The following is a 23,754-nucleotide window of genomic DNA, read 5'->3' as shown; positions in this document are numbered from 1 at the left end:
TTATTAATTATAATAATTACGAGCACTCTGTTAATAACAAGCGCTATCTTCGAGAAAATTCAGGAATTATTGTCATTTGCGGATTGGACGTAATCATAAAGTACGGGAGTACTCTTATATACGGGCTTGATCAATTTTTTTCCTACTATTAGTTCAAAATATTTAGGTTCCAACCCATATCCCGGCCTAACACTCCTCACCGCCTCCTCGGTAATCACATCCCCGGCCTTAAGATCCTTGACGAAGTACAGCGATCGCCGAAACTGCACATTGCCCTGCTCGCTCGACTTGCGGCCGTAGTCGACCTGGCCGAGGGCCTGCCAGGCGGTCTTGGCATCGCGGCACAGGGCAGCGAGCTCGGCCGGCTCCAGCGAGAAGCTGTCATCGGGGCCGCCGCCGTTGCGGTCGAGGGTGAAGTGTTTCTCGATCAGGCTGGCCCCCAGCGCAACGCTGGTGATGGCGGTGGTGTTATCGATCGTATGGTCGGATAGCCCGGTGACCAGGCCGAAGCGCTCGACCATGTCGGGAATGGTGCGCAGGTTGTAGTCTTCCGGCGGGGCCGGATAGCCGCTGACGCAGTGGAGGATGGCCAGCTGCTCACAGCCGGCGCCGCGGGCGGCGTCGATGGCTTCCTGAATCTCCTCGGCGTCGGCCATGCCGGTTGAGATGATCATCGGCTTGCCGGTCCTGGCCACGTACTCGATCAGCGGCAGGTCGACCGCTTCGAAGGAGGCGATCTTGTAGGCCGGGGCACCGAGTGCTTCGAGCAGGTCCACCGCGGTGGTATCGAAGGGGGAGCTGAAGATGGTGATGCCGAGCTTGCGGGCATGCTTGAAGAGCGGCTGGTGCCACTCCCAGGGCATGTGGGCCTCTTCGTAGAGCTCATAGAGGGTACGTCCGTCCCACAGCCCACCTTTGATCTTGAAGTCGTCGCTGTCGCAATCCAGGGTGATGGTATCGGGGCGATAGGTCTGCAGCTTGACGGCATCGGCGCCGGCCTTGGCGGCTTCTTCGATGATACGCATGGCCGTTTCCAGCTTGCCGTTATGGTTGGCCGACAGCTCGGCAATGATGTAGGGCGAGTGGCCATCGCCGATGCGGCGGCCGTCAATCTCGATCCAGGGTGATGTCATGGGGTATCGGCTCCTTGTGAGTCGCGCCATTCCTCGGCCAGCAGGCCGAAACCGATGACGTCGTGATAGGTGTTGCCGTCATGAAAGTGGTCGCGGTGGGTCGCTTCGCGGCGAAAGCCGAGGCGCTCGTGGAAGCGCTGCGAGCGCGTGTTGTCGGCGAGGACTTCACCACACAGCTTGTGCAGCTTCAGCGTCGTGAAGGCATAGGTCAGGGTGCATTGCCCTAGCCCCTGGCCACTGCCGCGGGGGGCGTCCGGGGCGAGATAAAAGCCCCATTCAGCGCGTCCGGCCGCGGTGTCCACCACGTTGAGGTTGACGAAACCCAGGGGCTCGCCGTCCTGCTCATAGATCAGCAGGTGGCGCTGGGGCGCCTGGCTCGCGCATGCGAACCAGCCACGGTGCTCCTCCGGGTTAATCAGCCGCTGGGTATACATGTGACGGCGCACCTCGGGATGGTTGCGCCAGGCCAGCACGCGCTCGAGGTCCTGTGCCTGCATGGGCCGCAGCCGGCGGTTGCCCGCCCGCTGCAGCGCTGCCAGCACCTGGGCCGTGCCCTGCCCGTCTACCAGGTCCGCCGCCTGCTGGCTCATCGCCGTCAGCGCGCCGGACACGTCAAGCCTGGCCAACTGGCCTGGCAGCGACGTCCCGAGATCCGCCAGCTCCAGCCCCAGCGCCGCGCCTTTTGCGGCAAGGGCGTCAGCGATCTCGCGCTGGTTGTCGGCCAGCACCACCATCAGGGTGGGCAGGCCCAGGCAGCATCGCTCCCAGGAGGTGCTGCCGGCGGCACCGATGGCGAGGTCCGCCTCGGCCATGCGTCGAGCCATATCGCTGACGTTGGTCACTACCTCGGTGGACCAGGGCATCGCCCCGGCCTGGGCGGTCACCGCCTCCCGCCAGGGGGCGGAGGCTCCCATCACCACTCTGATCTGCAGGTCAGCCGGCAGGTCGCAGCCGCTCAGGGCCTCCAGCACGTGGCCGGTGACGTTGTCCTTGTCCACGCCGCCAAGATTGATCAGCAGGCGCTGCAGTCGAGGCTCGCGAGCACGCCGGCGGAGGCTGGCCTCGCGCCATTCGCGGAACTCGGGGCGCAGCAGCGCATAGCGCGGGCCGGACAGTACCCGGCAGGTCTCGGGCACCCGGCCACGATAGTCCTCCGCCTGCCGGCCGAGGTTCTGGTCCAGCAGCAGATCGGCAATATGGTGGCGATCCGCCAGGTCGTCGATCACCAGCAGGCGCGGCCTTGAGTCGGAGAGCCCATCGAGCACCGCCATTTCCCAGCGATGATCCAGGGCGTAATGGTCCACTACCAGCCAGGCGGGACTCAACTCGGCCAGGTGTGGCAGACAGGCCGCGGCATCCTGGACCCAACTCGCGCCCAGCCAGTGGGCATGTGCAGGCTCCAGCTCGAGGTTCTTCTTGGCGCCGGAGTCGGCTCCGTTGCCCTCCAGCGGCAGGCGATGGATAGCAAAGCCACGCGCCTCGATCACCTCACACAGGTGCCCAAGGTGCTCCCGGCAGAGGAAGTGGCACCGGGCGCCCAGGGCCTGCAGGGCATCCGCGAGGGTCAGGCAGCGCATGACGTGGCCGCTGCCGATCTCCAGCGAGGCGTCGGCGCGAAAGGCTACCACCTGCCCCTGGAGGCGGGGGGCTATCGGCGCTCCGTTCATGCCCAGTCGCCCTGCTGCTGGGCCTGCCAGGCCTTGAACAGCCATTCGGCCCGCTGCCAGTCTTCCGGCGTATCGATATCCTGGACGCGGTGGCGCGGCAGCGGCACCGGCACGGCGCGATCGCTGAAGATCGGAGAGCCCTTCCGCCAGGCGGTAGCGTGGCCCCAGTAGAACTGCCCGGCATCGTGCCAGGCCTCTTCGAGATCCTGAGAGCGGGTATGGAAGTACTCGGGCTGGAACATGGCCACGCGCCCTTCCGGGGTCAGGCGCAGAGCGCGCTGAATGGGAAAGGCGTAGCTGGTCACCGAGAAGGTGTAGTCGACGTCATCGCTTCCCTGCAGGGCACGAAGCCCGTCCTGCAGGTCCTCTGCCTGCACGAACGGCGCCGTGGCGTAGAGGCAGCAGACCGCATTAGGCGCCTCGCCCTGCTCGCCCAGCCAGTCGATGGCATGGGCGATGACCGGGATGGTGCCGGTATGATCATCGGAGAGCGCGGCCGGGCGGCGGAACGGCACCTCGGCGCCATGCGCCTCGGCCACGGCGGCGATCTCGTCATCGTCGGTGGAGACGATCACCCGGGCGAAGCAGCCGCTTGCCAGCGCCGCCTCGATGGACCAAGCGATCATCGGCTTGCCGGCAAACTCGCGAATGTTCTTGCGCGGAATCCGCTTGCTGCCGCCCCGGGCGGGAATGACCGCGATGGTCTGCCCTTCTGCCGCCGGTGTCATGCAACCTCCAGGGCGTTAGCCACCGCCCTCACCACCTCATCCTGCTGGGCGTGCGTCATGGTGGGATACATCGGCAGGCTGATCGCCTCGGCGTAGTAGGCGTCCGCGGCGGGGAAGTCGCCGGACGTGAAACCCAGCTCCCGGTAGTAGGGCTGGGTGTGCACCGGGATGTAGTGCAGGTTCACGCCGATGCCCTGCTCGCGCAGGCGCTCGAACACCTGGCGGTGGGTCGGGGTGATCCGGTCACACTGGAGGCGGATGACGTAGAGGTGACGGCCGGAAACGCTGTCCGGATGCTGCCAGGGCGTGGTCACGGGCAGCTCGGCCAGGGCGGCATCGTAGCGCTCGGCCAGGGCGTTGCGCCGTGCCACGTAGTCGTCCAGGCGCTCCAGCTGGGAGAGCCCCAAAGCCGCCTGCAGCTCGGTCATGCGGTAGTTGTAGCCGAGGTCGATCTGCTGGTAGTACCAGGGGCCATCGGCCTCATGGGTCATCAGCGCCGGATCCCGGGTCACCCCGTGGCTGCGCAGCAGGTCCATTCGCTGGGCAAGATCCTCGACGTTGGTCAGGGCCATGCCGCCTTCGGCGGTGGTGATGATCTTTACCGGGTGGAAGCTGAACACGGTGATATCGCTGTAGCGGCCGCTGCCGATGTAGTCGCCCTGGTACTTGCCGCCAATGGCGTGAGACGCGTCCTCGATGATCCGGAAGCCGTAGCGCTGGCCAAGGTCGTGGATCGCCTGCATGTCGCAGGGTTGGCCGCAGAGGTGCACCGCCACCACCACCTTGGGCAGGCGCCCTTCCGCCTCGGCGCGCTCGAGCTTGGCCGCCAGTGCTTGCGGGCAGAGGTTGTAGGTGCGCGGGTCGATATCCACGAAGTCGACCTGGGCGCCGCAGTAGCGGCCGCAGTTGGCGGAGGCGACGAAGGTGATCGGCGTGGTCCACAGCCAGTCGCCCTCCTCCAGGCCTAACGCCAGGCAGGCGATATGCAGCGCCGAGGTGGCGCTGTTGACCGCCAGCGCATGGCGCGCGCCTACCTTGGCCGCCACCGCCTCCTCGAAGCGTGGAACCATCGGGCCCTGGGTCAGGAAGTCCGACTGCAGCACCTCAAGCACGGCATCGATATCGGCCTGCTGAATATCCTGGCGACCGTAGGGAATCATCAGATGGCTCCGATCTTTTCCCAGTTGGCGTCGATCCAGGCCTTGAGCTCAGAATCAGACATCCACTCACCGTTGTTGTCGCTGGCGTAGACGAAGCCTTCCGGCACCTTCTTGCCATCCTTGATGCGGTTGGCGTCCTTGTCCCAGCTGTTGATGGCCGGCAGGATCTTGTAGTGCTCGGGGTACTCGTAGGTGTAGTAGGCGTCTTCGGCGCCGATCATCTGCTCGTGCAGCTTCTCGCCGGGGCGAATGCCCACCACTTCCTGCCGGGCCTCCGGGGCGATGACTCGAGCCAGGTCGGTGACCTTCATGGAGGGAATCTTCTTGACATAGATCTCGCCGCCCTCCATGTCCTCGAAGGCGTGCCAGACCAGCTCCACGCCCTCCTCAAGGCTGATCATGAAGCGGGTCATGCGTTCGTCGGTGATGGGCAGCACGCCCTTGTCGCGGATCGACGTGAAGAAGGGAATCACCGAACCGCGGGAGCCCATGACATTGCCGTAGCGCACCACGGCGAAGCGGGTGTCGTGCCCGCCGGCGTAGGAGTTGCCGGCCACGAACAGCTTGTCGGAGGTAAGCTTGGTGGCGCCATACAGGTTGATGGGGCTGCTGGCCTTGTCGGTGGAGAGCGCCACCACCTTCTTCACGCCCTTGTCGATGCAGGCATCGATCAGGTTCATGGCGCCCATCACGTTGGTCTTGACGCACTCGAAGGGGTTGTACTCGGCGGTGGGCACGATCTTGGTGGCCGCCGCATGCACCACGTAGTCGACGCCATCCAGGGCCCGATAGACCCGCTCGCGGTCGCGCACGTCACCGATGAAGAAGCGCACGCGTGAATCGCCCTCAAACTTCTTGGCCATCTCCCACTGCTTCATCTCGTCGCGAGAGAAGATGATCACACGCTTGGGGTTGTAGCGCTCCAGCAGCATGGGGATGAAAGTGTGGCCAAAGGAGCCGGTGCCGCCGGTGACCAAGATGGATGCATTGTCGAACATGTATCAAACTTCCTTATTTCTAAAATTAAACCAAGGCATCGGATGACTAATGCTTGCAAGCCACCAGGTGCTGACGAAACGAATCGCCATAGCAAGCACGAACGCAATCGCAGCCCCTTGCAGGCCTAGAATGGGAATCAGCAGCAGCAGCAGCCCTACGTTCAGCACCCCGGAAAAGATTGTGACCATAGACAGCCTGGCGGTTTTCTTAGAAAAGAAAATATAGTTAGTCACCATCAGGTACATGCCTTGGAATGCCTGCCCCAAGGCCAATATCCCAATAATGGCTCCCGCAGCCGCATATTTTTCACCTGCGATAAGCGTGATGGCATACGGTCCAGCGAGAAAAGCCATACCAGCCATCATCAGCACGATCACAAAGTAAGCATAAGTCCACTTCACAATGCGGCGCTTGGTTGCCGAGTCGTTCGCCCTAAGCCTTTCAAACAGCCATGGCACATACGCCTTGTTAAATGCATCAAAACAAATCGACATTGCCATGGTTATCTGCACAGCCACCATATAGACGCCGGCAGAATCAAGGCCCAAGTGCTTGTTAATAAAAAATCGGTCTACGGTGGAAAGGAGAAAGGCGCCACCTATATGAGGAATTAGGGGAACACCAAAGCTCAACGCGTCCTTGACCTGATCAAGCCGCAGTGAAAAATGCACCAAGCCATCTTTAATTAACAAAAGAAGAGCTATGCCTCCAACAATGATCGAAGCAACTGTCTGTCCAGCCATAGGTCCTTCCGGCCCATAAGACAAGGCTAAAACCAACACTAATGATAAGGTGCCATTGAAAAGACTTAATAAAATCTGCAATGCACCATATTTTAAAGCCTGCTTTCTAACCTGCCATTGACCAAGCCGCATTCTTACAACAAAGCTAGCGCCTGATGAAACCGCAGCCAGAAGGATCCAGATGGGCGAGAGCCCTAGCGCTCCTGCTAGCCAGCCTTGAAAAATCAGCAGAAACACTGATACTAGCAGGAAGCTGACAGCTAATATCTGGAAGCACGCTCCTATATAGCTAGGCATCTCCTTCCGCGCATCTTCATCGAAGTATTTTCTATTTGCCGCCCCAACCGCATTCAACCCGACAAAAGCAGTAAGCGCAGATATTAACAACTGAAACATGGCCACTTGACCATATTCAGATGGTTCAAGATGACGTGTCAGAACCGGCAGCAGAAGGAAAGGAATGGACGCATTCAGGATATTTGAAGCCAAGTAAACTATCGCGCCTGATGCAAGGCTTTTCTTTTTCCCACGCGCAATGGCGGAGTCAGTCATTTACAAGCACTTCAAAGTTGAATGAAAAATACTTTTACAGGAATCACGCTCGAAAACCGGCACTTTTGCCAAAAACGACACTTCGTGAATTTGCCGGCATTTTTGCCGATGGGTCGGAAATTTTGCCGTTTTTCTGCCCTGCCCCGCCGGTCGCTTGAGGGCCCGAATCGGAATTTTTGCCGAAAATAGCGATTCACGAATCCCTAGGCAAAAATGCCGGAAATGCGATTTCACGTTTTGGGCGCTTTCCATAACCTATTGATTTTTAATGACATTAGCGATAAGGGGAGGTTGCCGCTATTTCGCACAGCATTTTCGGGCGTTGGCGCAACCTCTTGGGTCAGACCCCTACCGTGTTGGGATGCCGGTGTTGGCGTCATTCGCTGCTGCCTTTCACGCCGTCGGGAGTCTGACCCGGCGAGGGTCGGGCATGGTGCACACCGCAAGGGATGGGGCGGCCCAGCGCTGGTGGCCTCTTGGGTCAGGCGTTGGTGGCCTGCCCCTTGGGGTCAGACCCCTGACATATCTCGATGCACGTGCTGGCTTACTTTTCCGCTTGTATTGCTCCCCGCCGGGAGTCTGACCCCCGGGGCATCAGGCGCTGCTGCCTTGCATACCGCCGGGAGTCTGACCCGGCGCAATGATAATTTCTAGACTCAGCAAGGAGTCCTTCGGCCTCCATTCGCCCGGCGGAGCCGGCCTCCTACAAATAGCCCTTATTTATACGAGTAGTTGTAGTAGCCGTAGCCGTAGTAGGTGGCGGCCTTGCGTTCCATGGCGTTGAGGATCGCGCCCTTGGGCGACACGCCGGCATTTTCCAGGCGGCGGGTGGCGATCTGGATTTCCTTCACCGGGTTGAGCTGGAAGCGCACCACCATCAGGGTGGTGGCGCACTGCTTGGCGACCACGGCGGCGTCGGTGACGGCGAGCACCGGCGGGGTGTCGAGGATCACCAGGTCGTACTGCTCGCTGACCTGGGCCAGGAAGTCGCTGAAGCGCTGGTGGGTGAGCAGCTCCGCGGGGTTGGGCGGTACGCTGCCGCGGGACATGTAGCTCAGCCCTTCCTGGTTGCCCGGTCGGATCACCTCGTGAAGCCCGGCCTTGCCGGAGAGCAGTTCGGAGAGCCCGCCCTCGCTCTTGCCACCGAAGGCGTAGTGCACGTGGCCCTTGCGCATGTCGGCATCCACCACCAGCACCTTCTGGCCGGCCTGGGCGCACACCGCGGCCAGGTTCACGGCGATGAAGCTCTTGCCGATGCCGGGGCTGGGGCCGGTGATCACCAGGCGGTTGTCACCGGCTTCCATCATCGCGAAGTGCAGGCTGGTGCGCAGGCTGCGCAGCGCCTCGATGGAGGTGTCCGCCGGCGCCCGCTCGGCCAGCACGGCGGTGGCGACCTCCTGCCCCTTGCGGTCGCGCTTGTGCTTGATGCGCTTGATCAGCTTCTGCTGGGCATCGGAGAGCGGCACGGTGGCGTAGACCGGCAGGCCGGTCTCCTCGATCTGCTCCGGCGACTCCACGCCGCGGCGCAGCAGGCCGCGCACCAGCACCACACCGACGCTGAGCATGCCGCCGAGCAGGGTGGCCAGCACCACGATCAGCGGCTTCTTGGGCTCGATGGGGCCCGGGCCCACCAGGGCGTCGTCGATGATGCGCACGTTGCCCACGGTGCCGGCCTTGGCGACCTGCAGCTCCTGCACCTTGTTGAGCACGTTGACATAGATCGCCTGGGTGACCTCCACGTCGCGGGTCAGGCGAACCACCTCCTGCTGGGCCGCGGGCAGCTGGTTGACCCGCTGGTTGAGCTCGGCGCGCTCGTCCTGCAGGTAGCGCTTCTGGCGCGACAGCGCCTGGTAGCTGGGGTGGTCGCGGGTAAAGCGCTGGGCCAGCTCGGCCTCCTGGAACTCCAGCTCGTTGAGCTGGCGTTCGATCTCGATGAACTGCTCGATGGCGGCGCGTGACTCGCTGGAGAGGTCCACGCTGTCCATGTCGACGCGGTAGTCGTTGAGGCGATCCTCGGCGGCGGAGAGCTGGGCGCGCAGCTCCGGCGCCTGCTCCTGGAGGAACTCCAGGCTCTGCTCGGCCTCCGCGGACTGGCGCTCCACGTTCTGCAGCAGGAACACCTCGGCCACGGTATCCAGGGCGTGCTTGATCTCGCGGTTGTCGGTACCGGTGAGGGTCAGGTTGAGCATGCCGGTGCTGGTGTTGCGCCCTCCCCCCACTTCGCTGACGTTGAAGCGGCCCGCCAGGCTGCGGATGGCGGCGGCGCGGCTGCGCTTGGTCAGGGTGAATTCGGCCCCCGGGGCGGCGGTGAGCTCCGCCACGCGCAGCTCGACCTCCCCCTCGCGGAACTGCGCCAGCTGGCCGACCTGCCCCTCGCCCAGCTCGCGACCCTCGAGCAGCAGACGGTAGCGACCCTCGCCCAGGGCCTCCAGGGTCAGCGGCTCGCCGCGCAGCGAGTCGGCCACCTCGAAGCGGCCCAGCGCCAGGTGCTCGCCGCCCCATACCGCGGCGCGCCCCTCCATGAAGCCGGGGCGCTCGATGCCACGGCGGCGCAGGGCATCGCCCAGCAGCGGCAGCGGGGCCGGCGTGACCACGGTATCCAGCTCGAGCCGGTCCACCACCTGGCCCAGCACCATGCGCGAGCGCAGGATCTGCACCTCGGCGGAGGTGCGGCTGTCGGTCTCCTCGCCGAACACGCTGCCGAGATCCCCCAGCGGGCTGATGGAGGAGCGCCGCTCAACCTGCACCAGCGCATCGGCCTGGTAGACCGGCGTGGCCAGCAGGGCGTAGACCACCCCGGCGAAGGCGAACAGCGCGGTGACGGCGATGATCAGCCACTTGTGGTCGAGGAGCAGGCCGAAGAGGCGGCCGAGGTCGATTTCGTCGTCTGCCACCGACGCTGGCTTCGTACTGAGGTTCTGCGAGTCAGACATGTAGGGTGAATTCTCCGGGCTGGGTGGGCCAGCTACAAGCTACAAGGAGCAAGCTGCAAGCCTGAGCTGCAAGCTACAAGGAGCAAGCTGCAAGCCTGAGCTGCAAGCTACAAGGAGCAAGCTGCAAGGAAACCCAGCGGCATGATCGTTGATGATATGACTGTTCGTATGATCTTGGTTTAACGGCGGAATGAGGCCATCAGCCCGTGAAGCATCTTGGAAATCTCTCGGGTTTCCTGTGCCCACTCCTGACCGACGGGCTTGCTGATGTAGCCGATTTCCATGCCAATATAGATCTGTGTTCTGAGCTCCCCGCAGGAGCCCTTCGAATAGCTGAGGAACCTGACCCGATCCCTCTCACTGTCACGCTCGTAGCCCTCAGCAATATTGCTGGCGATAGATAGGGCCGATCGGGTTATCTGGTCCTTGAAACCGAAATCCCTGCAGTCCTTGAACTGCGTGTAGACATCGGCACATAGCCGAGCTGAACGTTTCCAGACCTGCAGATCCTCGAATTTCATTCTGCCAATCTCCTCGGAAAACATGTTTCCTGAGATTAGCCAAGCAGGAGCCGAATGCACCTTAGGGAGGCCTCCGTTCGCGCGGCGGAGCCGGCCTCCTGCAAACTGGCCCAGGGAGCGCCCACCTCGCGGCCTGCCCTCGGGTTTTCCTTGCAGCTTGAAGCTTGCCCCTTGCAGCTTGCTGCTATCAGCCGCTACAACCTAGCCGCCCATTCGTTGGTGGCATCCCGCAACAGCCTATGCACATGCTCGAACGCTTCACGGCTCTTGCGGTAGGGGTCGGGGATCTCCTTGCCCTGCCCGCCGTCGAGCCACTTGCCGAGCGTCATGGTCTTGCCCAGGGCCTCGGGGGCGAGGTCGGCGATGGCGCGGCGCTGGCCGTCGCTCATCACGAGCACCAGGTCGGCGGCCTGGAGCATCTCGACGGTGAGCTGGCGGGCCTGGTGGTTCGAGACATCGAGCCCGTCGGCTTCGGCCAGCGCCCGGGCGGTGGGTTCGACACCGTGGCCGACCAGGGCGCCGAGGCCGGCGGAGCTGATCTCGCGCTGCGGCAGCGCGCGCCGGAACATCGCCTCGGCCACCGGGCTGCGGCAGATGTTGCCGGTGCAGACCACCAGGATGCGCTGGAACATCAGTTGGCGTCCCGGGCGTCGGAGATGCTGTCACCCGCGAAGCCCGGCAGGCGGATCGACGGCAGCAGCAGGCTGATCACGCGGTTCCAGCGCGCCAACGGAGCGGTGGTGACGTAGACCACGTCCTGGGGCTGCAGCGTGAAGTGGCTGCCCAGGGTAAAGGCGGTGGCGTTGCGGATATCGAGCTGGTAGACGGTGGCGAGCTTGTCGCTGCCCTCCTCCTGGCCGCGGATCACGAAGATGCCGGAGGGCTGGGCGGTGCCCTCGTCGACGCCGCCGGCGCGGGCCAGGGCGTCGGTCAGCGAGAGGCGCTCGTTGCCCAGGGCGATGTTGCCGGGGCTGCGCACCTGGCCCATCACCGCCACGGCCTGGTTCTCGGCGCTGGGCACGTGGAGCACGTCGCCGTCTCGCAGCAGGCGGTTCTGGGTCTGGTCGCCCTGGCGCAGCAGGGCATAGAGCGAGAGGCGCTGCTCCTCGCCGTCGCGGGTCAGGATCACCTCGTGCCAGTTGGCGTCGTCGCGGGCGCCGCCCACCTGGCCGATGGCGTCGGCCAGGGTCAGCGGCACGCTGGTCACCGGCAGGCTGCCGGGCTGCTCCACCGCACCGCTGACCAGCACCTTCTGGGAGCGGAAGTCGGCGATGCCCACGTCCACCTGGGGCTCGAAGATAAAGGCGGCCAGCTGCTCGGTGATCAGCCGGCGCACCTCGTCCAGGGTCTTGCCGGCGACCTGCACCCGGCCGATGAAGGGGTAGAAGATGGTGCCGTCGTTGCGCACCTGATTGCCGGCCTCGGCGGCGCTGCGCTCGGCCCCGGCGGGGATGGTCAACTCCGGGTGGTCGTAGACGATGATGCTGAGCACGTCGCCGGGGCCGATGCGGTAGGTCCAGGCATCCAGGTCGTCGCGCAGCCCCTCGGGCATCGGCGCGGCGCGGCTGACGGTATTGCGGTAGGTGGCCACGAGCCCGGGAGTGATCGGCTCGATATCCACCAGGTCATCCAGCGGGGCGGTCTCGGTGCGATAGTCCATGTGGCCGCCGGGGGCCAGGGCACAGCCGGAGAGCCAGGCGGCGCCGGCCAGGACGAGCAGCAGACGAAGAGGAGGCAGATGGCGCATAGAAGGATGCCTGTCGGGTAAGGGGGAGCACGAGCGTCGTGGAGACACGCTACCGCCCCAGGGTGACAAAGGCGCATCCCTGAGGCCGGCAATGGGCCCGCCGCCGCAGCGACGGGCTAGACAATCGGATTGTTCGGGCAGGCCGCCGTCCTGGCGTCCCGCTCCGATGGCAGGTTATTGAAAACCCTAAATGTTACAGCAGGATAACCCAGGAAACTGAGCGGGCGGAGTCTAGCATGCTAACCCGCGGCGGAACCATAAGCGTCCATTAACCGACACCAATTGTCTGCGATTTCCTACAAGGAAGTCGTCTCAAATGAAAACCTTGGTCAACTCACCCCGCCTGCACTACCAATGTCATCCTGCAGGCATTACCATCCCCCGCAGGGCACCATCGGGTGCCGTGTCGCTCATCGACAAGGAGTCACTCCATGATCAAGCAGACCTTCGCCATTGCGGCCATCGCCGGCCTGCTGGCCTCTCCCCTGGCCATGGCCCAGGGTGTCGAATCCGGCGGCGCGGCCTCCGGCGGTGCTGGCGCCGGTGCCGGTGCGGGTGCAGGTGCCGCTGAAGGCGGCGCGGCGGGAGCCGGTGCGGCCGGCTCCGGCGGCGCAGGGGCAGGCGCGGGGGCAGGCGCTGGCGCGGGTGCCGCCGCTGGGGGTGCCGCAGGCACCGGCGGCCTGGCGGGCCTCGCCGCCGCCACCGGGCTTTCCACCACCGCACTGGCCGGCATTGGCGCGGCCGCGGCCCTGGGCGTGGGCGTGGCCGCCAGCTCCGGTGGCGGCGGCGGCGGTAACGGGGGCGCCGGTGGCCCCGGCGGCACGACCGGCACCACCGGTACCAACTGATCGGACGCCCCCCATGCCGCCAGACGTCACACTGACGGCCGAGCGCAAGAGCCGCCCCCGGGCGGCTCTTTCACGTCTGCGCCGTGCCGCTTCCCTGGTTGCCCTGCCCCTGCTGCTGGCCGGCTGCGCCAGCGGCGGACCCTCGCTGCTCGGCGATGCCCTGCAGGGCCTGCTGCCCGGCGACGACCCGGCCGCCGAACGCGCCGCGGCCATCCCCTTCGCCAGCCTGGCGCTGGATGCCGGCGACCGCCGCGGCCTGGTGGTGATGGGCGCCCAGGCGGGCGACACCACCCTGTGGCCCACCGGCAGCGGCGGCCTGATCACCCTCCACCGGGAGGGGCTGCAGGCCACCGCCGGGCTGCCCCGCGACCTCCTCGACACCCGCTATCGCCCCCTGGAAGGCGACGCCCCGGCAGCGGGCCACGTGCCCTGGCGCGAGGCGACCCCCGCTGAGTTCCGCCTGGAGCGCAGCTGGCAGGAGGCCGACGGCGCCGTGGTGCGTCGCTCGGCCCGGGGCCGGCTGGCGTGCCGGGCGCCCGAGCCCCGCGAGCTGCCGCTGGCGAGCCTGGCGCTGCAGCGCTGCGACCAGCGCCTGACCTGGGACGACGGCCGGGTGACCACTGGCACCCTGTGGCGCGAGGCCGAGTCGCGCCGGCTGTGGGCCGTGGCGGAGACCCCTTGGCCCGGCGGGCCACGCATCGAATGGGAGGTGGCACGGCCATGGTGGTAACGTTCACGCGCCTGGGGCGCCTGTTCGCCGCGGGGCTCGCCGGCCTGGCCATCGCCGCCGCCCCGGCGCTCGCCCAGCCACCCGCCGAGCCCACCACGCTGGCCGAGGCGTGGCTGGCCGTGCTGGAGACCGAGCCCGAGCCGGTCACCTGGAGCCACAGCGTGGCCCTGCGGCACGCCACCGCCGAGCGGCTGCCGCAGCAGCGCGAGCGCCTGGTGGAAGAGCTCGCCACCCTGGTGATCAGCGCCCGGGTGGCCGGCAATGCCCCGCTGGCCGCGGGCCTGGCCGCCTGGGCCGAGGCGCTGGAGGCGGACGATCCGACCATGGCCCGCACCCCGGGGCGCTTCGACCTGCCCTGGCTGGGCGCCAACCTGCGCCAGGACCCGCCGCTGGCTCGCCTGGCCCACTGGGGGCGCTGTGACGTGCCGGACTGGGTCGAGGTGTGGAGCCTTGCCGGGGTGGAGCGCCGGCCCTGGCGGCCCGGGCTCGACCTGGCGGCGCTGATGGACGGGCTGCCCTCCACCGCGGCCCGGCGCGCCGACCACGCCGCGGTGATCGACCCGCTGGGCCAGGTCCGCCGGCTGGGCATCGCCGCCTGGAACCGCGAGACCCTGCCGCTGGCCCCGGGCAGCCGGGTGATGGTGCAGCTGCCCGGCCCCCAGGGCCTGCGCGGCGCCCTGCCCTTCCCGGGAACGACGATCGAGAGCGAGCTGATCAACGAGCGGCTGCCGGCGTATCTGGCGACACGGCTGCCGGGGGATGAGTGCCGCCTGCAAGGCATGGGGGAGGAAGGATGATGCCGGGGAGCTACAAGGGGCAAGCGACAGGCGACACGTTACAAGCGACAAGCCACAGGGGATCAAGGCGCCAAGGTAGCAAGGGGTTCCTTGCCGCTTGCCGCTTGTGGCTTGTGGCTGGCGGTTGTTGGCTGGTGGCTTCCCCCGCCGGCGCCGACGGCCTCGCCGGCGAGCTCGGTACCGGCCAGGGCGACTTCGGCGGCGTGGGGCTGATGCAGACGCCGACGGCGCGGATGGCGCCGGAAGGCACCATGAGCGTGAGCTGGAGCCGCACCTCGCCCTACCGGCGCTACAACGTCTTCTTCCAGCCCACCGAGTGGTTCGAGGGGGGCTTTCGCTACGTGGAGGTGGAGAACCGCGAGTTCGTGGCAGCCGGCGACGGGCGCCCCAACCTCGACAAGGGCTTCGACATGAAGGTGCGCCTGCTCCGGGAGACCCGCTACTGGCCGCAGCTCGCCCTGGGCTTTCGCGACGTGGGCGGCACCACCCTGTTCGGCGCCGAGTACCTGGCGGCCAGCAAGCGCTGGCACGATCTCGATTTCACCCTGGGCCTGGGCTGGGGGTATCTGGGCAACCAGGCCGATGTGGACTCCCCCTTCGGCTGGCTGGCCGAGCGCTTCGACGAGCGCCCGCGCCGGGCCGGCGGCGACCAGGGCGGCGAGTTCGCCCTGGATGCGCTGTTCCGCGGGCCCATGGCGCTGTTCGGCGGCGTCGAGTGGCAGACGCCCTGGGCCCCGCTGGTGCTGCAGCTGGAGGTGGAAGGGAACGACTACGCCAACGAGCCCCAGGACAACGACCAGGACCGCGACAGCCGCGTGAACCTGGGCGCCCGCCTGGCGCTCTCCGACAACCTGGAGCTGCGTGCCGGCTGGCAGCGCGGCAATACCGCCATGGCCGGAGTGGCCTGGAACCTCGACCTGGCCGGGCTGCGCCAGGTGAAGAACGACCCCGCCCCGATGCCCCTCGAGGCCCCGCCCCGCGAGAGCTGGGCCGAGGTGGCCGACGCGCTGGAGAGCAACGCCGGCATGCGGGTGGCCAGCATCCGCCGGGACGGTCGCGACCTGCGCGTCACCGCGGAGCCGGTGACCTTCCGCCACCTGAGCCAGAGCGAGGGGCGCGCCGCGCGGATCCTGCACGCCCAGGCCGACCCCGAGGTGGAGACCTTCCGCTTCCGCTGGCAGGAGCGCGGCCTGCCGATGCGCGAGGACGTCCACGACCGGGCGGCCTTCGTGGCGGCGGCGCGCGACGCCGAGGCGGAGACGACCCACCGCCACGGCATCTACGCCCATGCGCGGCTTGAGCCGGGCACCGGCGAGCGCGGCGAGGCGCTGCATGTCGCCGACCCGCGGCGCCTCGAGTGGGGCCTGGGGCCGCGGCTGGACCAGAACTTCGGCGGCCCGGATGGCTACCTCTACCGCCTGCTGGCGGTGCTGAACGCCGAGTACCGCACCGACGCCAACGGCTGGTTCTCCGCCGGGGTGACCGCCACCCTGCTCGACAACCTGGACAACTACGAGTACATCGCCGAGTCACGCTTGCCGCGGGTGCGCACCTTCATCGGCGACTACCTGAGCGAGTCCAGCGTGGGCATCGAGAACCTGCAGTACACTCGCACCGCCCACCTGGGCGGCAGCTGGTTCGCCATGGGCTACGGCGGCCTGCTGGAGATGATGTTCGCCGGCGCCGGCGGCGAGCTGCTCTACCGCCCCTTCGACTCGCCGTTCGCCCTGGGCGCCGACCTCAACTGGGTGCGCCAGCGCGACTTCGACCAGGGCTTCGGCCTGCGCGACTACGACACCTGGACCGGGCACCTCACCGCCTACGTGGAGACCGGCATCGAGGACGTGCTGGCCAAGGTGAGCGTCGGCCGCTACCTGGCCGGCGACGTGGGCGGCACCCTGGACCTCTCCCGGGAGTTCGACTCCGGCGTGCGCATCGGCGCCTGGGGCACCTGGACCGACGCCGGCGACGACTTCGGCGAGGGCGGCTTCGACAAGGGGCTCTACCTCTCGATGCCGCTGGATGCCTTCTTCACCCGCTCCAGCCGCGACCGCGCCGCCATCGCCTGGCAGCCGCTGACCCGCGACGGCGGCGCCATGCTGGGCCGCCGCCACTCGCTCTACGAGATGACCCACGAGCGCCGCCTGGACGGCTACTGGGAGGCCTATCCGAGGACGTGGGACTGAAGCGCCGAGCGCCCTGCCCCGGCGGCCTCGCCGCCTGTGTCAGCCAACGCCTACACGCCCTGTCGCCGCGGGCGGCTGTTCCCTCGCCCACCGCGGGCTTAGCCTGGCCTGAACACTTCCAGGGAGGGAAGCCAGATGTCATCCGTCACACTCGACCGGGATTCCAGCGGCACCTACATCCTCAGCTGCCGCTGCGGCAACATCGAGATCGGCCGCGGCGAGCGCCGGTGGCAGGCCTTCGAGATCGCCCCCCAGGCCAACGACCTCGCCGAGGTCACCTGCCTGCAGTGCCACGCCCGGGCCAGGCTGCACCACGCGGTACCGGCGGACATGGGCGCGGCGACCTGAGCCACCGGGAGCCGGCCATATCGGCGATGAAGCCTGCCACCCAGGCCTGTTCCTGTCAAAGGGAGACCTGCCCTTGGCTGCTCATGCCGGTGGGAGACCTGCCCCTACTGCTGGGAGCCCGGCTCTGCAGGGCGATAGCGGTGTTGGAACTGTCGAGTACCTTTTCGGGCCTTGGCAACCCCGCCATCGCCGAAATGTCGCACCACCGATAAATCGGACTCCTACCAGAACCCTCTCACCTTGGCTGCTCATGCCGACGGGAGACCTGCCCCTACTGCTGGGAGCCCGGCTCTGCCGGGCGATTGAGGCGTTGCCAGCCTTACAGAATGGCTCCGGCCTTGAAGGCTTGTGCTATCGCCGGAACACTGCATCGCCCGATAAATCGGGCTCCCACCAGTATTAGCAAGACTCGGTGGTCTGGGAGGGCCACAGGTGGTTCGGCTTCTGGTGGGAGCCCGGCTCTGCCGGGCGATTGAGGTGTTGCCAGCCTTTCAGAATGGCTCCGGCCTTGAAGGCTTGTGCTATCGCCGGAGCACTGCATCGCCCGATAAATCGGGCTCCCACCAGTATTAGCAAGACTCGGTGGTCTGGGAGGGCCACAGGTGGTTCGGCTTCTGGTGGGAGCCCGGCTCTGCCGGGCGATAGCGGCGTTGGAACTGTCGAGTACCTTTCAGGCATGGGCAGCCCCGCCATCGCCCGGGGGACCCGGGCTCCTACCAGAATCATCTCACCTCGGCGCTTGCTCCTGCTCACACCCCAGGCTCACCTCCAGCGGGTGGCCCGCCGTATCGGCCCAGGCCAGCAGGGTCTCGCGCAGGGCGCGCTGGGCGTCCGGGTCACCGTGCACCAGGCGGACATGGCGAGGCGGGTGGCGCATGCGGCGCACGAAGTCGAGCAGGTTGCGTCGGTCGGCGTGGGAGGAGTAGCCGGAGACCGTCTCCACCCGGGCGCGGATGTCGATGCGCTGGCCGTCGAGCTCCACCCAGCCGCCGCGGGGGCCGTAGCGCTGGATGTCGCGCCCCGGGGTGCCCGCCCCCTGGTAGCCGGTGAACAGCACGCCGTGGCGCGCATCCCCCAGCATCCGCTTCAGGTAGTTGACCACCCGGCCGCCGCTGACCATGCCGCTGGCGGCGATCACCACCGCCGGGCGGCCGCTCTCGGCGAGATACGACAGGGTGCGCTCGTGCTCCTCGTGGGAGCTCACGGTGGTGAGATTCTCGAAGCTCAGCGGGTGGCGCCCGCCGCGCAGCCGCCGGTGCGCCTCGGCGTCCCACCAGGGCTTGAGCTCGCGGTAGACCGCGGTGAAGCGCGCGGCCAGGGGCGAGTCGACGATGATCTCGAGCTCGCGCCAGCGCGCGCTGCCGGCCCGGTGGATCAGCGTCTCCATCTCGTAGAGCAGCTCCTGGGTGCGGCCGATGCTGAAGGCGGGAATCACCACCGTGCCGCCGTTGGCCAGGGCCCGGTCGATGGCGGCCTTGAGCCGGTCGCGGCGGTGGCGGCGATCCTCGTGCTCGCGGTCGCCGTAGGTGCTCTCCAGTACCAGGGTGTCGCAGCGCCACGGCGGCCGGGGCGCCGGCAGCAGCGGCGCATGGGGCGCGCCCAGGTCGCCGGAGAAGAGCGTGCGGTGGGTAGCCCCCGTCTCGCGGTCCAGGCTGTCGAGCTCCACGTAGGCGGAGCCCAGGATATGCCCGGCGCGCTGCAGGCGCACCCGCAGACGGTGGCGGGCGTCGTCCACCAGGGTGTGCCAGGTGCGGTACGAAAGCGCCACCAGGCGGGGTTCCACCTCGGCCAGGAAGCGCTCGATCAGCGCCCGGTCGCGGGTGAAGCCGACCTTCAGGGCGTCCTCGATCACCAGCGGCAGCAGCCGGGCCGAAGGCACAGAACAGAGGATCGGCCCCCGCCACCCCGCCGCCAGCAGGTAGGGCAGCCGGCCGATATGGTCGATATGCACATGGGTGACCACCAGCGCCAGCACGTCCTCCACCGGGAAGGTGACCCGGTGCTGTTCGAGGCTCTCCAGGGCCTCGGCGTCCTGGCCCTGGAAGAGGCCGCAGTCGATCAGCACGGCCCGGTCCGGCGCCAGCTGGAAGCGGTGACAGCTGCCGGTCACGCCGCTGGCGCCGCCGTGGTGGCGAATCTCGGGGACCGGGTGGGGCATCGTATGGGGTACGTCGGTAACGGGCCGGTGAACACGCCTTCCGCGGAACCCTCTGGCCAGCGACATTAGGTGCCCACCTATTAATAAGTGGACACCTACCATGACTGACTTAAGCGTGCTGGAAGCCCCTCGGAAGCGTCGTCGTTTCACCGCCGCGTTCAAGGCCAGAATCGTCGAGGCCTGCCAGCAGCCCGGCGCCTCCGTGGCCGGGGTTGCCCTGGAGCACAGCCTTAATGCCAACCTGGTCCACAAGTGGATCCGCACCGCCCGTCAGCGGACTGCCGCGCCAGAAGCACCCGCGTTTGTGCCGGTGCCCATGTCCAGCACCTCATTACCGGTCGCTCGCCAGAATCAGGTGGCGGACCATATTCTCCTCACGATCCCGCACCCCAACGGCCCGCTGGTCATCGAGTGGCCTGCCTCGGAGGCCGACGCCTGCCGATCTCTGATCCGAGAGCTTCTCGCATGATCCGTATCGACGAGATCTGGCTGGCCACCGAGCCGCTGGACATGCGTGCCGGCCCGGATACCGCGCTGGCCCGAGTGGTCAAGGTGTTCGGCGCGGCACGTCCGCACTGTGCCTATCTCTTTGCCAACCGTCGCGGCAACCGTATGAAGGTGCTGGTGCACGACGGCCTGGGTGTCTGGCTATGTGCCCGGCGCTTGAACCAGGGCAAGTTCCACTGGGCCGGTAACTGGCATGGCGATCGCGTCGCGCTCTGCCCCGAGCAGGTGACGGCGCTGGTTCAAGGCCTGCCCTGGCAGCGTCTCGGCGCCGGCGGAGTGATCTCCATCGTGTGATCCGCGGCACAGACGTGGCGGCCCGGCTATTCGCGGATGCGCTAATCCCGCTGTCAGCGTCGGGCTGGCATACTTGTCGGATGACCACGTCGCCCGATCTGTCTCAGCTCTCTCCCGATCAGCTCCGCCACCTGGCGGCAACGCTGATGTCGCAGGTGGAAGAAAAAGATAAGGCGCTCCGGCACAGCGAGCAGGTCAACCAGAAGCTGACCTATGAACTGGCATTGCTCAAGCGCCACGCCTTCGGCAAGCGCAGCGAGCAGCTCAACGTCCTGCAGATCAGCCTGCTGGAGGAGGTGGTGGATGCCGACATCGCTGCCATCGAGACCGAGCTGGAAGACCTGAAGCTCGCCTCCACGCCGCCGGCGACCAAGAAGGCCCCCAAGCGCGCTCCCTTGCCCCCCGAACTGCCGCGCACCGAGATCCACCATGACCCGAAGAGCGAACATTGCGCCTGCGGCTGCCAGCTGCGGCGGATCGGCGAAGAGATCAGCGAGAAGCTCGACTACACGCCGGGCGTGTTCCACGTCGAGCGGCATATCCGTGGCAAGTGGGTCTGCGACCAGTGCGAGACGCTGACCCAGGCGCCGATGCCGGCGCAGATCATCGACAAGGGCATCCCCACCGCCGGCCTGCTGGCCCAGGTGCTGATCGCCAAATATGCCGATCACCTGCCGCTCTATCGTCAGGCACAGATCTTCGCCCGCGCCGGCGTGGCGCTTCCGCGCTCCACCCTGGCTGAATGGGTCGGCATCTGCGGCGTGCGGCTCCAGCCGCTGATCGATGCCTTGCGTGACCTGCTACTCAGTGAACCCGTGCTGCATGCCGACGAGACGCCGGTACCGATGTTGGCCCCGGGCAAGAAGAGAACCCACCGCGCCTACCTCTGGGCCTATGCCACCACGCCCTACGCCGGATTGAAGGCGGTGGTCTACGACTTCAGCGAAGGGCGCGGCGGCCAGCATGCCCGCGACTTCCTCGGCGACTGGCGGGGCAAGCTGGTGTGCGACGACTACAGTGGCTACAAGCAGAGTTTTGCCAACGGCGTCACCGAAATCGGCTGCATGGCCCACGCCCGGCGCAAGTTCGTCGATCTGCACGTGGCTGACAAGAGCCAGATCGCCGGTCAGGCCATCGAGCTGATCGGTCAGCTCTACCAAGTAGAGCGCGAGGCCCAGTCACTGAGCGCTGAAGAGCGCCAACGGCTGCGGGAGACACGAGCAAAGCCCATCGCCGACGCGCTGCACCGCTGGATGTTGGCTCACAGAGAGAAAGTGCCGAACGGTACAGCCACCGCCAAGGCGCTGGACTACAGCCTGAAGCGTTGGGCGGCGCTGACGCGCTACCTCGACGACGGCGGGTTGCCGATCGACAACAACCAAGTCGAGAACCTGATTCGCCCCTGGGCGCTCGGACGTTCCAACTGGCTGTTCGCTGGATCACTGCGCAGTGGCCAGCGTGCCGCCACCATCATGAGCCTGATCCAGTGTGCCAAGCTGAATGGCCATGAGCCCTACGCCTACCTGAAGGACGTGCTGGAACGGCTGCCGACTCAGAAGGCCAGCCAGCTCCACGAGCTCCTGCCCCATCACTGGCAACAATCCGCCTGATCATGCGCCGGCGGTGATGCCCGGTCGCTTACGTACGTCGGGCATCGCGCTGGCCTCCCTGCCGGTGGATAGCCTCAGTGTAGGCGGCAAAACAGGCAGGGGACCAAGGGGTGAAGAGGGAGCAAAAGCGTCAACCGCCGGAATCGCTCGATCGCTGGTGCCGTGGCTTCGCTTCAGGCCAAGCGGAAAATGGGGCCTCTCCCCGATTGGCTGTATCACCCCCGGTGGGTCTTGCTCATCAGGTAGAGCGCCCCGGCCAGGGCCAGCACCGAAAGGGCCAGGTAGATCGCCTCCAGCGGGGTCTGGAAGCGGATGTCCACCACCGCGCGGAAGAACTCGATGATCACGGCCAGGATCACCACGCGGGCGATCTTGTCCTTGAGCTCGTCGAAGGAGTCGACGTTGAACGGGTGGTGGGGGGCATGGTCCTCGGCCTGCTCGATGGGCGAGACGAACAGCCGGTAGACCCCGAGCCCGAAGATCAGCAGCACGATGGCCACCAGGTAGATGTCCACGGCCAGCACCACGCTGGGCACCAGGGTGTCATGGATATCCACGGTCCCACCCACCAGGTAGTAGGCCGCCGCGTCGATCGCCAGCGTCAGGATGTCCAGAGTACCGATCACGAACAGCACCAGCGCGCCGAGCAGGCTGGGAATCACCGCCAGCATCACCAGGTAGCGGGAGTTCCATAGCCAGCGTTCCACGCGCCTCTCCCAGCGCCCCTGGGGATTGGTGCCCGGCTCCCGATGCTGCGTCATGTCCCACTCCTGATCCCGATGCACGTGAGCGACAAGCCTAGCATGCCCCGGGCCGCCTGGCCGCCGGCGGCAGGCCCCTGCGGCGTCGCCCCTCAGGGCGCCTCGTCTCGCCGCGCCAGGCTGTCGCGGATCTCGCGCAGCAGCAGGATATCCTCCGGCGGGGCGGTGGGCTCCGTGGGCGCCGCGGCCTGCTGGCGGCGCAGCCGGTTGATGCCCTTCACCAGCAGGAACACCGCGAACGCCACGATCAAAAAGCTGATCACGTTGTTGACGAACACCCCCACGTTGATGGTGACCGCCCCCGCCGCGGTGGCATCGGCCAGGGTGGCGTAGGGCCCCTCGCCCTTCAGCACCAGGAAGATGTCGGAGAAGTCGACGCCGCCCATCAGCAGGCCGATCGGCGGCATCAGCACGTCATTGACCAGGCTCGAGACGATGGTCCCGAAGGCCCCGCCGATGATGATGCCCACCGCCATGTCCACCACGTTGCCGCGCACGGCAAATTCCTTGAACTCCTTGAACATCGCTCGCCCTCCTCGGGGTCATGTCGGGGCCATCTTGCACCGGTGCCGCCGGCAGCGATGCCGGCAAGATAAAGTGTAGTTCGGATGTGTCGCCAGAGGCGCTGGCACGGTACCGGGAAGCGGGGAATATGAAGAGAGATTGGTTCGATTAGCCAAGGGGCAAGGGGCAGCAGGCGGATACAAAAACACCAGTGGCCGGCATCGCTGCCGACCACTGGTGTTACTTCAAGCTACGTGCTAAATCGGTTATGGGGTGGTAGCTTCATCACAATTAGTTGCTACAGAGGTATCTGCATCAGTCTCACAGCTCCAAAGACCATTGTCAGCATCGTAAGTGTAAGTTACGATCGCGCCTGTGGTTCCTGATGAATTTAAACGCGGGCTATATTCAACTGTTTCGCCCGTGATCGCAACATGCCCAAACTGATATTGAATTTCGAAATCAGTAGTAGCGGTCCCCGGGTCATATGCATCAACATCAGCTGTTAAAATACCACCATGCTTACCTTGAAGCTGGAGTCCAAGATTGGCTAGTGCAGCGTCGATCTGCCTTCCAGCATCGATACTTTCCTGAACGGCAACCCTAGACCCACCGAGAAGTGAATGAGCTTCGGCAAATTGACTTCGCGCCACATAGTCTTGGTAACGCGGAATTGCAATAGCAGCCAGAATCCCGATGATTGCTACCACAATCATCAGTTCGATCAGGGTAAAACCACCCTGGCCGTGCTTGACGTACTTGTTCAACCCTTGCTTTTTCATGGTCCTGCCCCTTTTGATGCGTCCGCCGTGGCGCGTCTGGCATATG

The 23,754-nt window shown here is 66.0% G+C and carries 22 protein-coding genes; 8 read left to right on the top strand and 14 right to left on the bottom strand.

Translation table 11 applies throughout. The features are described from left to right. Positions 1 to 59: 59 nt before the first annotated feature. The 10 genes from pseI to NFC98_RS07570 form a co-directional block, all read right to left on the bottom strand. The gene (gene pseI / locus NFC98_RS07615) at positions 60 to 1,133 is read right to left on the bottom strand and encodes a pseudaminic acid synthase (RefSeq protein WP_254277480.1); all 1,074 of its coding nucleotides are present in this window, start codon (positions 1,131 to 1,133) and stop codon (positions 60 to 62) included. Next, positions 1,130 to 2,800 (bottom strand): UDP-2,4-diacetamido-2,4,6-trideoxy-beta-L-altropyranose hydrolase, encoded by a 1,671-nt coding sequence (gene pseG / locus NFC98_RS07610; protein ID WP_254277479.1) that lies wholly within the window; start codon positions 2,798 to 2,800, stop codon positions 1,130 to 1,132. Before pseG ends, pseI begins: the two co-directional genes overlap by 4 nt. Beyond that, positions 2,797 to 3,528: a pseudaminic acid cytidylyltransferase gene (gene pseF / locus NFC98_RS07605; protein WP_254277478.1), complete on the bottom strand. Its 732-nt coding sequence runs from the start codon at positions 3,526 to 3,528 to the stop codon at positions 2,797 to 2,799. Before pseF ends, pseG begins: the two co-directional genes overlap by 4 nt. Continuing rightward, positions 3,525 to 4,688, bottom strand: a complete 1,164-nt coding sequence (gene pseC, locus NFC98_RS07600) for a UDP-4-amino-4,6-dideoxy-N-acetyl-beta-L-altrosamine transaminase (RefSeq protein WP_254277477.1) — start codon at positions 4,686 to 4,688, stop codon at positions 3,525 to 3,527. Before pseC ends, pseF begins: the two co-directional genes overlap by 4 nt. After that, positions 4,688 to 5,686, bottom strand: a complete 999-nt coding sequence (gene pseB / locus NFC98_RS07595; protein ID WP_254277476.1) for a UDP-N-acetylglucosamine 4,6-dehydratase (inverting) — start codon at positions 5,684 to 5,686, stop codon at positions 4,688 to 4,690. Before pseB ends, pseC begins: the two co-directional genes overlap by 1 nt. A 3-nt stretch (positions 5,687 to 5,689) precedes the next feature. Next, positions 5,690 to 6,982: a lipopolysaccharide biosynthesis protein gene (locus NFC98_RS07590; RefSeq protein ID WP_254277475.1), complete on the bottom strand. Its 1,293-nt coding sequence runs from the start codon at positions 6,980 to 6,982 to the stop codon at positions 5,690 to 5,692. A 716-nt stretch (positions 6,983 to 7,698) separates the two neighbouring features. Beyond that, entirely contained in the window at positions 7,699 to 9,876 is a 2,178-nt protein-coding gene (locus NFC98_RS07585; protein ID WP_367948962.1) for a polysaccharide biosynthesis tyrosine autokinase, read from the bottom strand. A 218-nt stretch (positions 9,877 to 10,094) separates the two neighbouring features. Continuing rightward, positions 10,095 to 10,436 (bottom strand): four helix bundle protein, encoded by a 342-nt coding sequence (locus NFC98_RS07580; protein WP_254277473.1) that lies wholly within the window; start codon positions 10,434 to 10,436, stop codon positions 10,095 to 10,097. A gap of 194 nt (positions 10,437 to 10,630) precedes the next feature. Beyond that, positions 10,631 to 11,068: a low molecular weight protein-tyrosine-phosphatase gene (locus NFC98_RS07575; RefSeq protein WP_254277472.1), complete on the bottom strand. Its 438-nt coding sequence runs from the start codon at positions 11,066 to 11,068 to the stop codon at positions 10,631 to 10,633. Further along, entirely contained in the window at positions 11,068 to 12,183 is a 1,116-nt protein-coding gene (locus tag NFC98_RS07570) for a polysaccharide export protein (RefSeq protein WP_254277471.1), read from the bottom strand. The genes NFC98_RS07575 and NFC98_RS07570 overlap by 1 nt, the downstream gene beginning before the upstream one ends. A 431-nt stretch (positions 12,184 to 12,614) precedes the next feature. On the opposite strand from NFC98_RS07570, the gene NFC98_RS07565 reads away from it, so the two are divergent. The 5 genes from NFC98_RS07565 to NFC98_RS07545 all read left to right on the top strand — a co-directional run bounded on the left by NFC98_RS07565 (position 12,615) and on the right by NFC98_RS07545 (position 17,092). Then, positions 12,615 to 13,031 carry a hypothetical protein gene (locus tag NFC98_RS07565; protein ID WP_254277470.1) on the top strand — a complete coding sequence of 139 codons (417 nt, stop codon included), beginning with the start codon at positions 12,615 to 12,617 and terminating at the stop codon, positions 13,029 to 13,031. 13 nt (positions 13,032 to 13,044) lie between these two features. Then, entirely contained in the window at positions 13,045 to 13,761 is a 717-nt protein-coding gene (locus NFC98_RS07560) for a YjbF family lipoprotein (protein WP_254277469.1), read from the top strand. After that, entirely contained in the window at positions 13,752 to 14,558 is an 807-nt protein-coding gene (locus tag NFC98_RS07555; RefSeq protein ID WP_254277468.1) for a capsule biosynthesis GfcC family protein, read from the top strand. Before NFC98_RS07560 ends, NFC98_RS07555 begins: the two co-directional genes overlap by 10 nt. A gap of 134 nt (positions 14,559 to 14,692) precedes the next feature. Further along, the gene (locus NFC98_RS07550) at positions 14,693 to 16,744 is read left to right on the top strand and encodes a YjbH domain-containing protein (protein WP_254277467.1); all 2,052 of its coding nucleotides are present in this window, start codon (positions 14,693 to 14,695) and stop codon (positions 16,742 to 16,744) included. A 135-nt stretch (positions 16,745 to 16,879) separates the two neighbouring features. Further along, positions 16,880 to 17,092 carry a hypothetical protein gene (locus NFC98_RS07545; RefSeq protein WP_254277466.1) on the top strand — a complete coding sequence of 71 codons (213 nt, stop codon included), beginning with the start codon at positions 16,880 to 16,882 and terminating at the stop codon, positions 17,090 to 17,092. Between the two features lie 727 nt (positions 17,093 to 17,819). On the opposite strand, the gene NFC98_RS07540 is transcribed toward NFC98_RS07545, so the two are convergent. Then, positions 17,820 to 19,250, bottom strand: a complete 1,431-nt coding sequence (locus tag NFC98_RS07540; RefSeq protein WP_254277465.1) for an MBL fold metallo-hydrolase RNA specificity domain-containing protein — start codon at positions 19,248 to 19,250, stop codon at positions 17,820 to 17,822. A gap of 100 nt (positions 19,251 to 19,350) precedes the next feature. Between NFC98_RS07540 and NFC98_RS07535 the strand changes: the two genes are divergently transcribed. From NFC98_RS07535 to NFC98_RS07525, 3 genes are all read left to right on the top strand, one after another. Then, on the top strand, positions 19,351 to 19,719 hold the full coding sequence (locus NFC98_RS07535) for a transposase (RefSeq protein WP_254275405.1): 369 nt from the start codon (positions 19,351 to 19,353) through the stop codon (positions 19,717 to 19,719). After that, complete coding sequence (gene tnpB, locus NFC98_RS07530; protein ID WP_254275406.1) at positions 19,716 to 20,051, top strand: IS66 family insertion sequence element accessory protein TnpB; 336 nt, start codon at positions 19,716 to 19,718, stop codon at positions 20,049 to 20,051. The genes NFC98_RS07535 and tnpB overlap by 4 nt, the downstream gene beginning before the upstream one ends. Positions 20,052 to 20,131: 80 nt before the next feature. Continuing rightward, positions 20,132 to 21,661: an IS66 family transposase gene (locus NFC98_RS07525; RefSeq protein WP_254275407.1), complete on the top strand. Its 1,530-nt coding sequence runs from the start codon at positions 20,132 to 20,134 to the stop codon at positions 21,659 to 21,661. Between the two features lie 215 nt (positions 21,662 to 21,876). Here the strand turns inward: NFC98_RS07525 and NFC98_RS07520 are convergent, their stop codons facing one another. From NFC98_RS07520 to NFC98_RS07510, 3 genes are all read right to left on the bottom strand, one after another. After that, complete coding sequence (locus NFC98_RS07520; RefSeq protein ID WP_254277464.1) at positions 21,877 to 22,422, bottom strand: YqhA family protein; 546 nt, start codon at positions 22,420 to 22,422, stop codon at positions 21,877 to 21,879. 92 nt (positions 22,423 to 22,514) lie between these two features. Next, complete coding sequence (mscL, locus tag NFC98_RS07515) at positions 22,515 to 22,946, bottom strand: large conductance mechanosensitive channel protein MscL (protein WP_254277463.1); 432 nt, start codon at positions 22,944 to 22,946, stop codon at positions 22,515 to 22,517. 246 nt (positions 22,947 to 23,192) lie between these two features. Continuing rightward, a complete protein-coding gene (locus NFC98_RS07510; protein WP_367948961.1) occupies positions 23,193 to 23,708 on the bottom strand; it encodes a pilin in 516 nt (171 codons plus the stop codon). Positions 23,709 to 23,754 lie beyond the last annotated feature (46 nt).

Origin of the sequence: Halomonas sp. 3H (assembly GCF_024206005.1) — a bacterium.
Classification (GTDB): Bacteria; Pseudomonadota; Gammaproteobacteria; order Pseudomonadales; family Halomonadaceae; genus Halomonas; species Halomonas campaniensis.
Note: the sequence above shows the minus strand (reverse complement) of the source record. Positions and strands in the feature narration are given on the sequence as shown.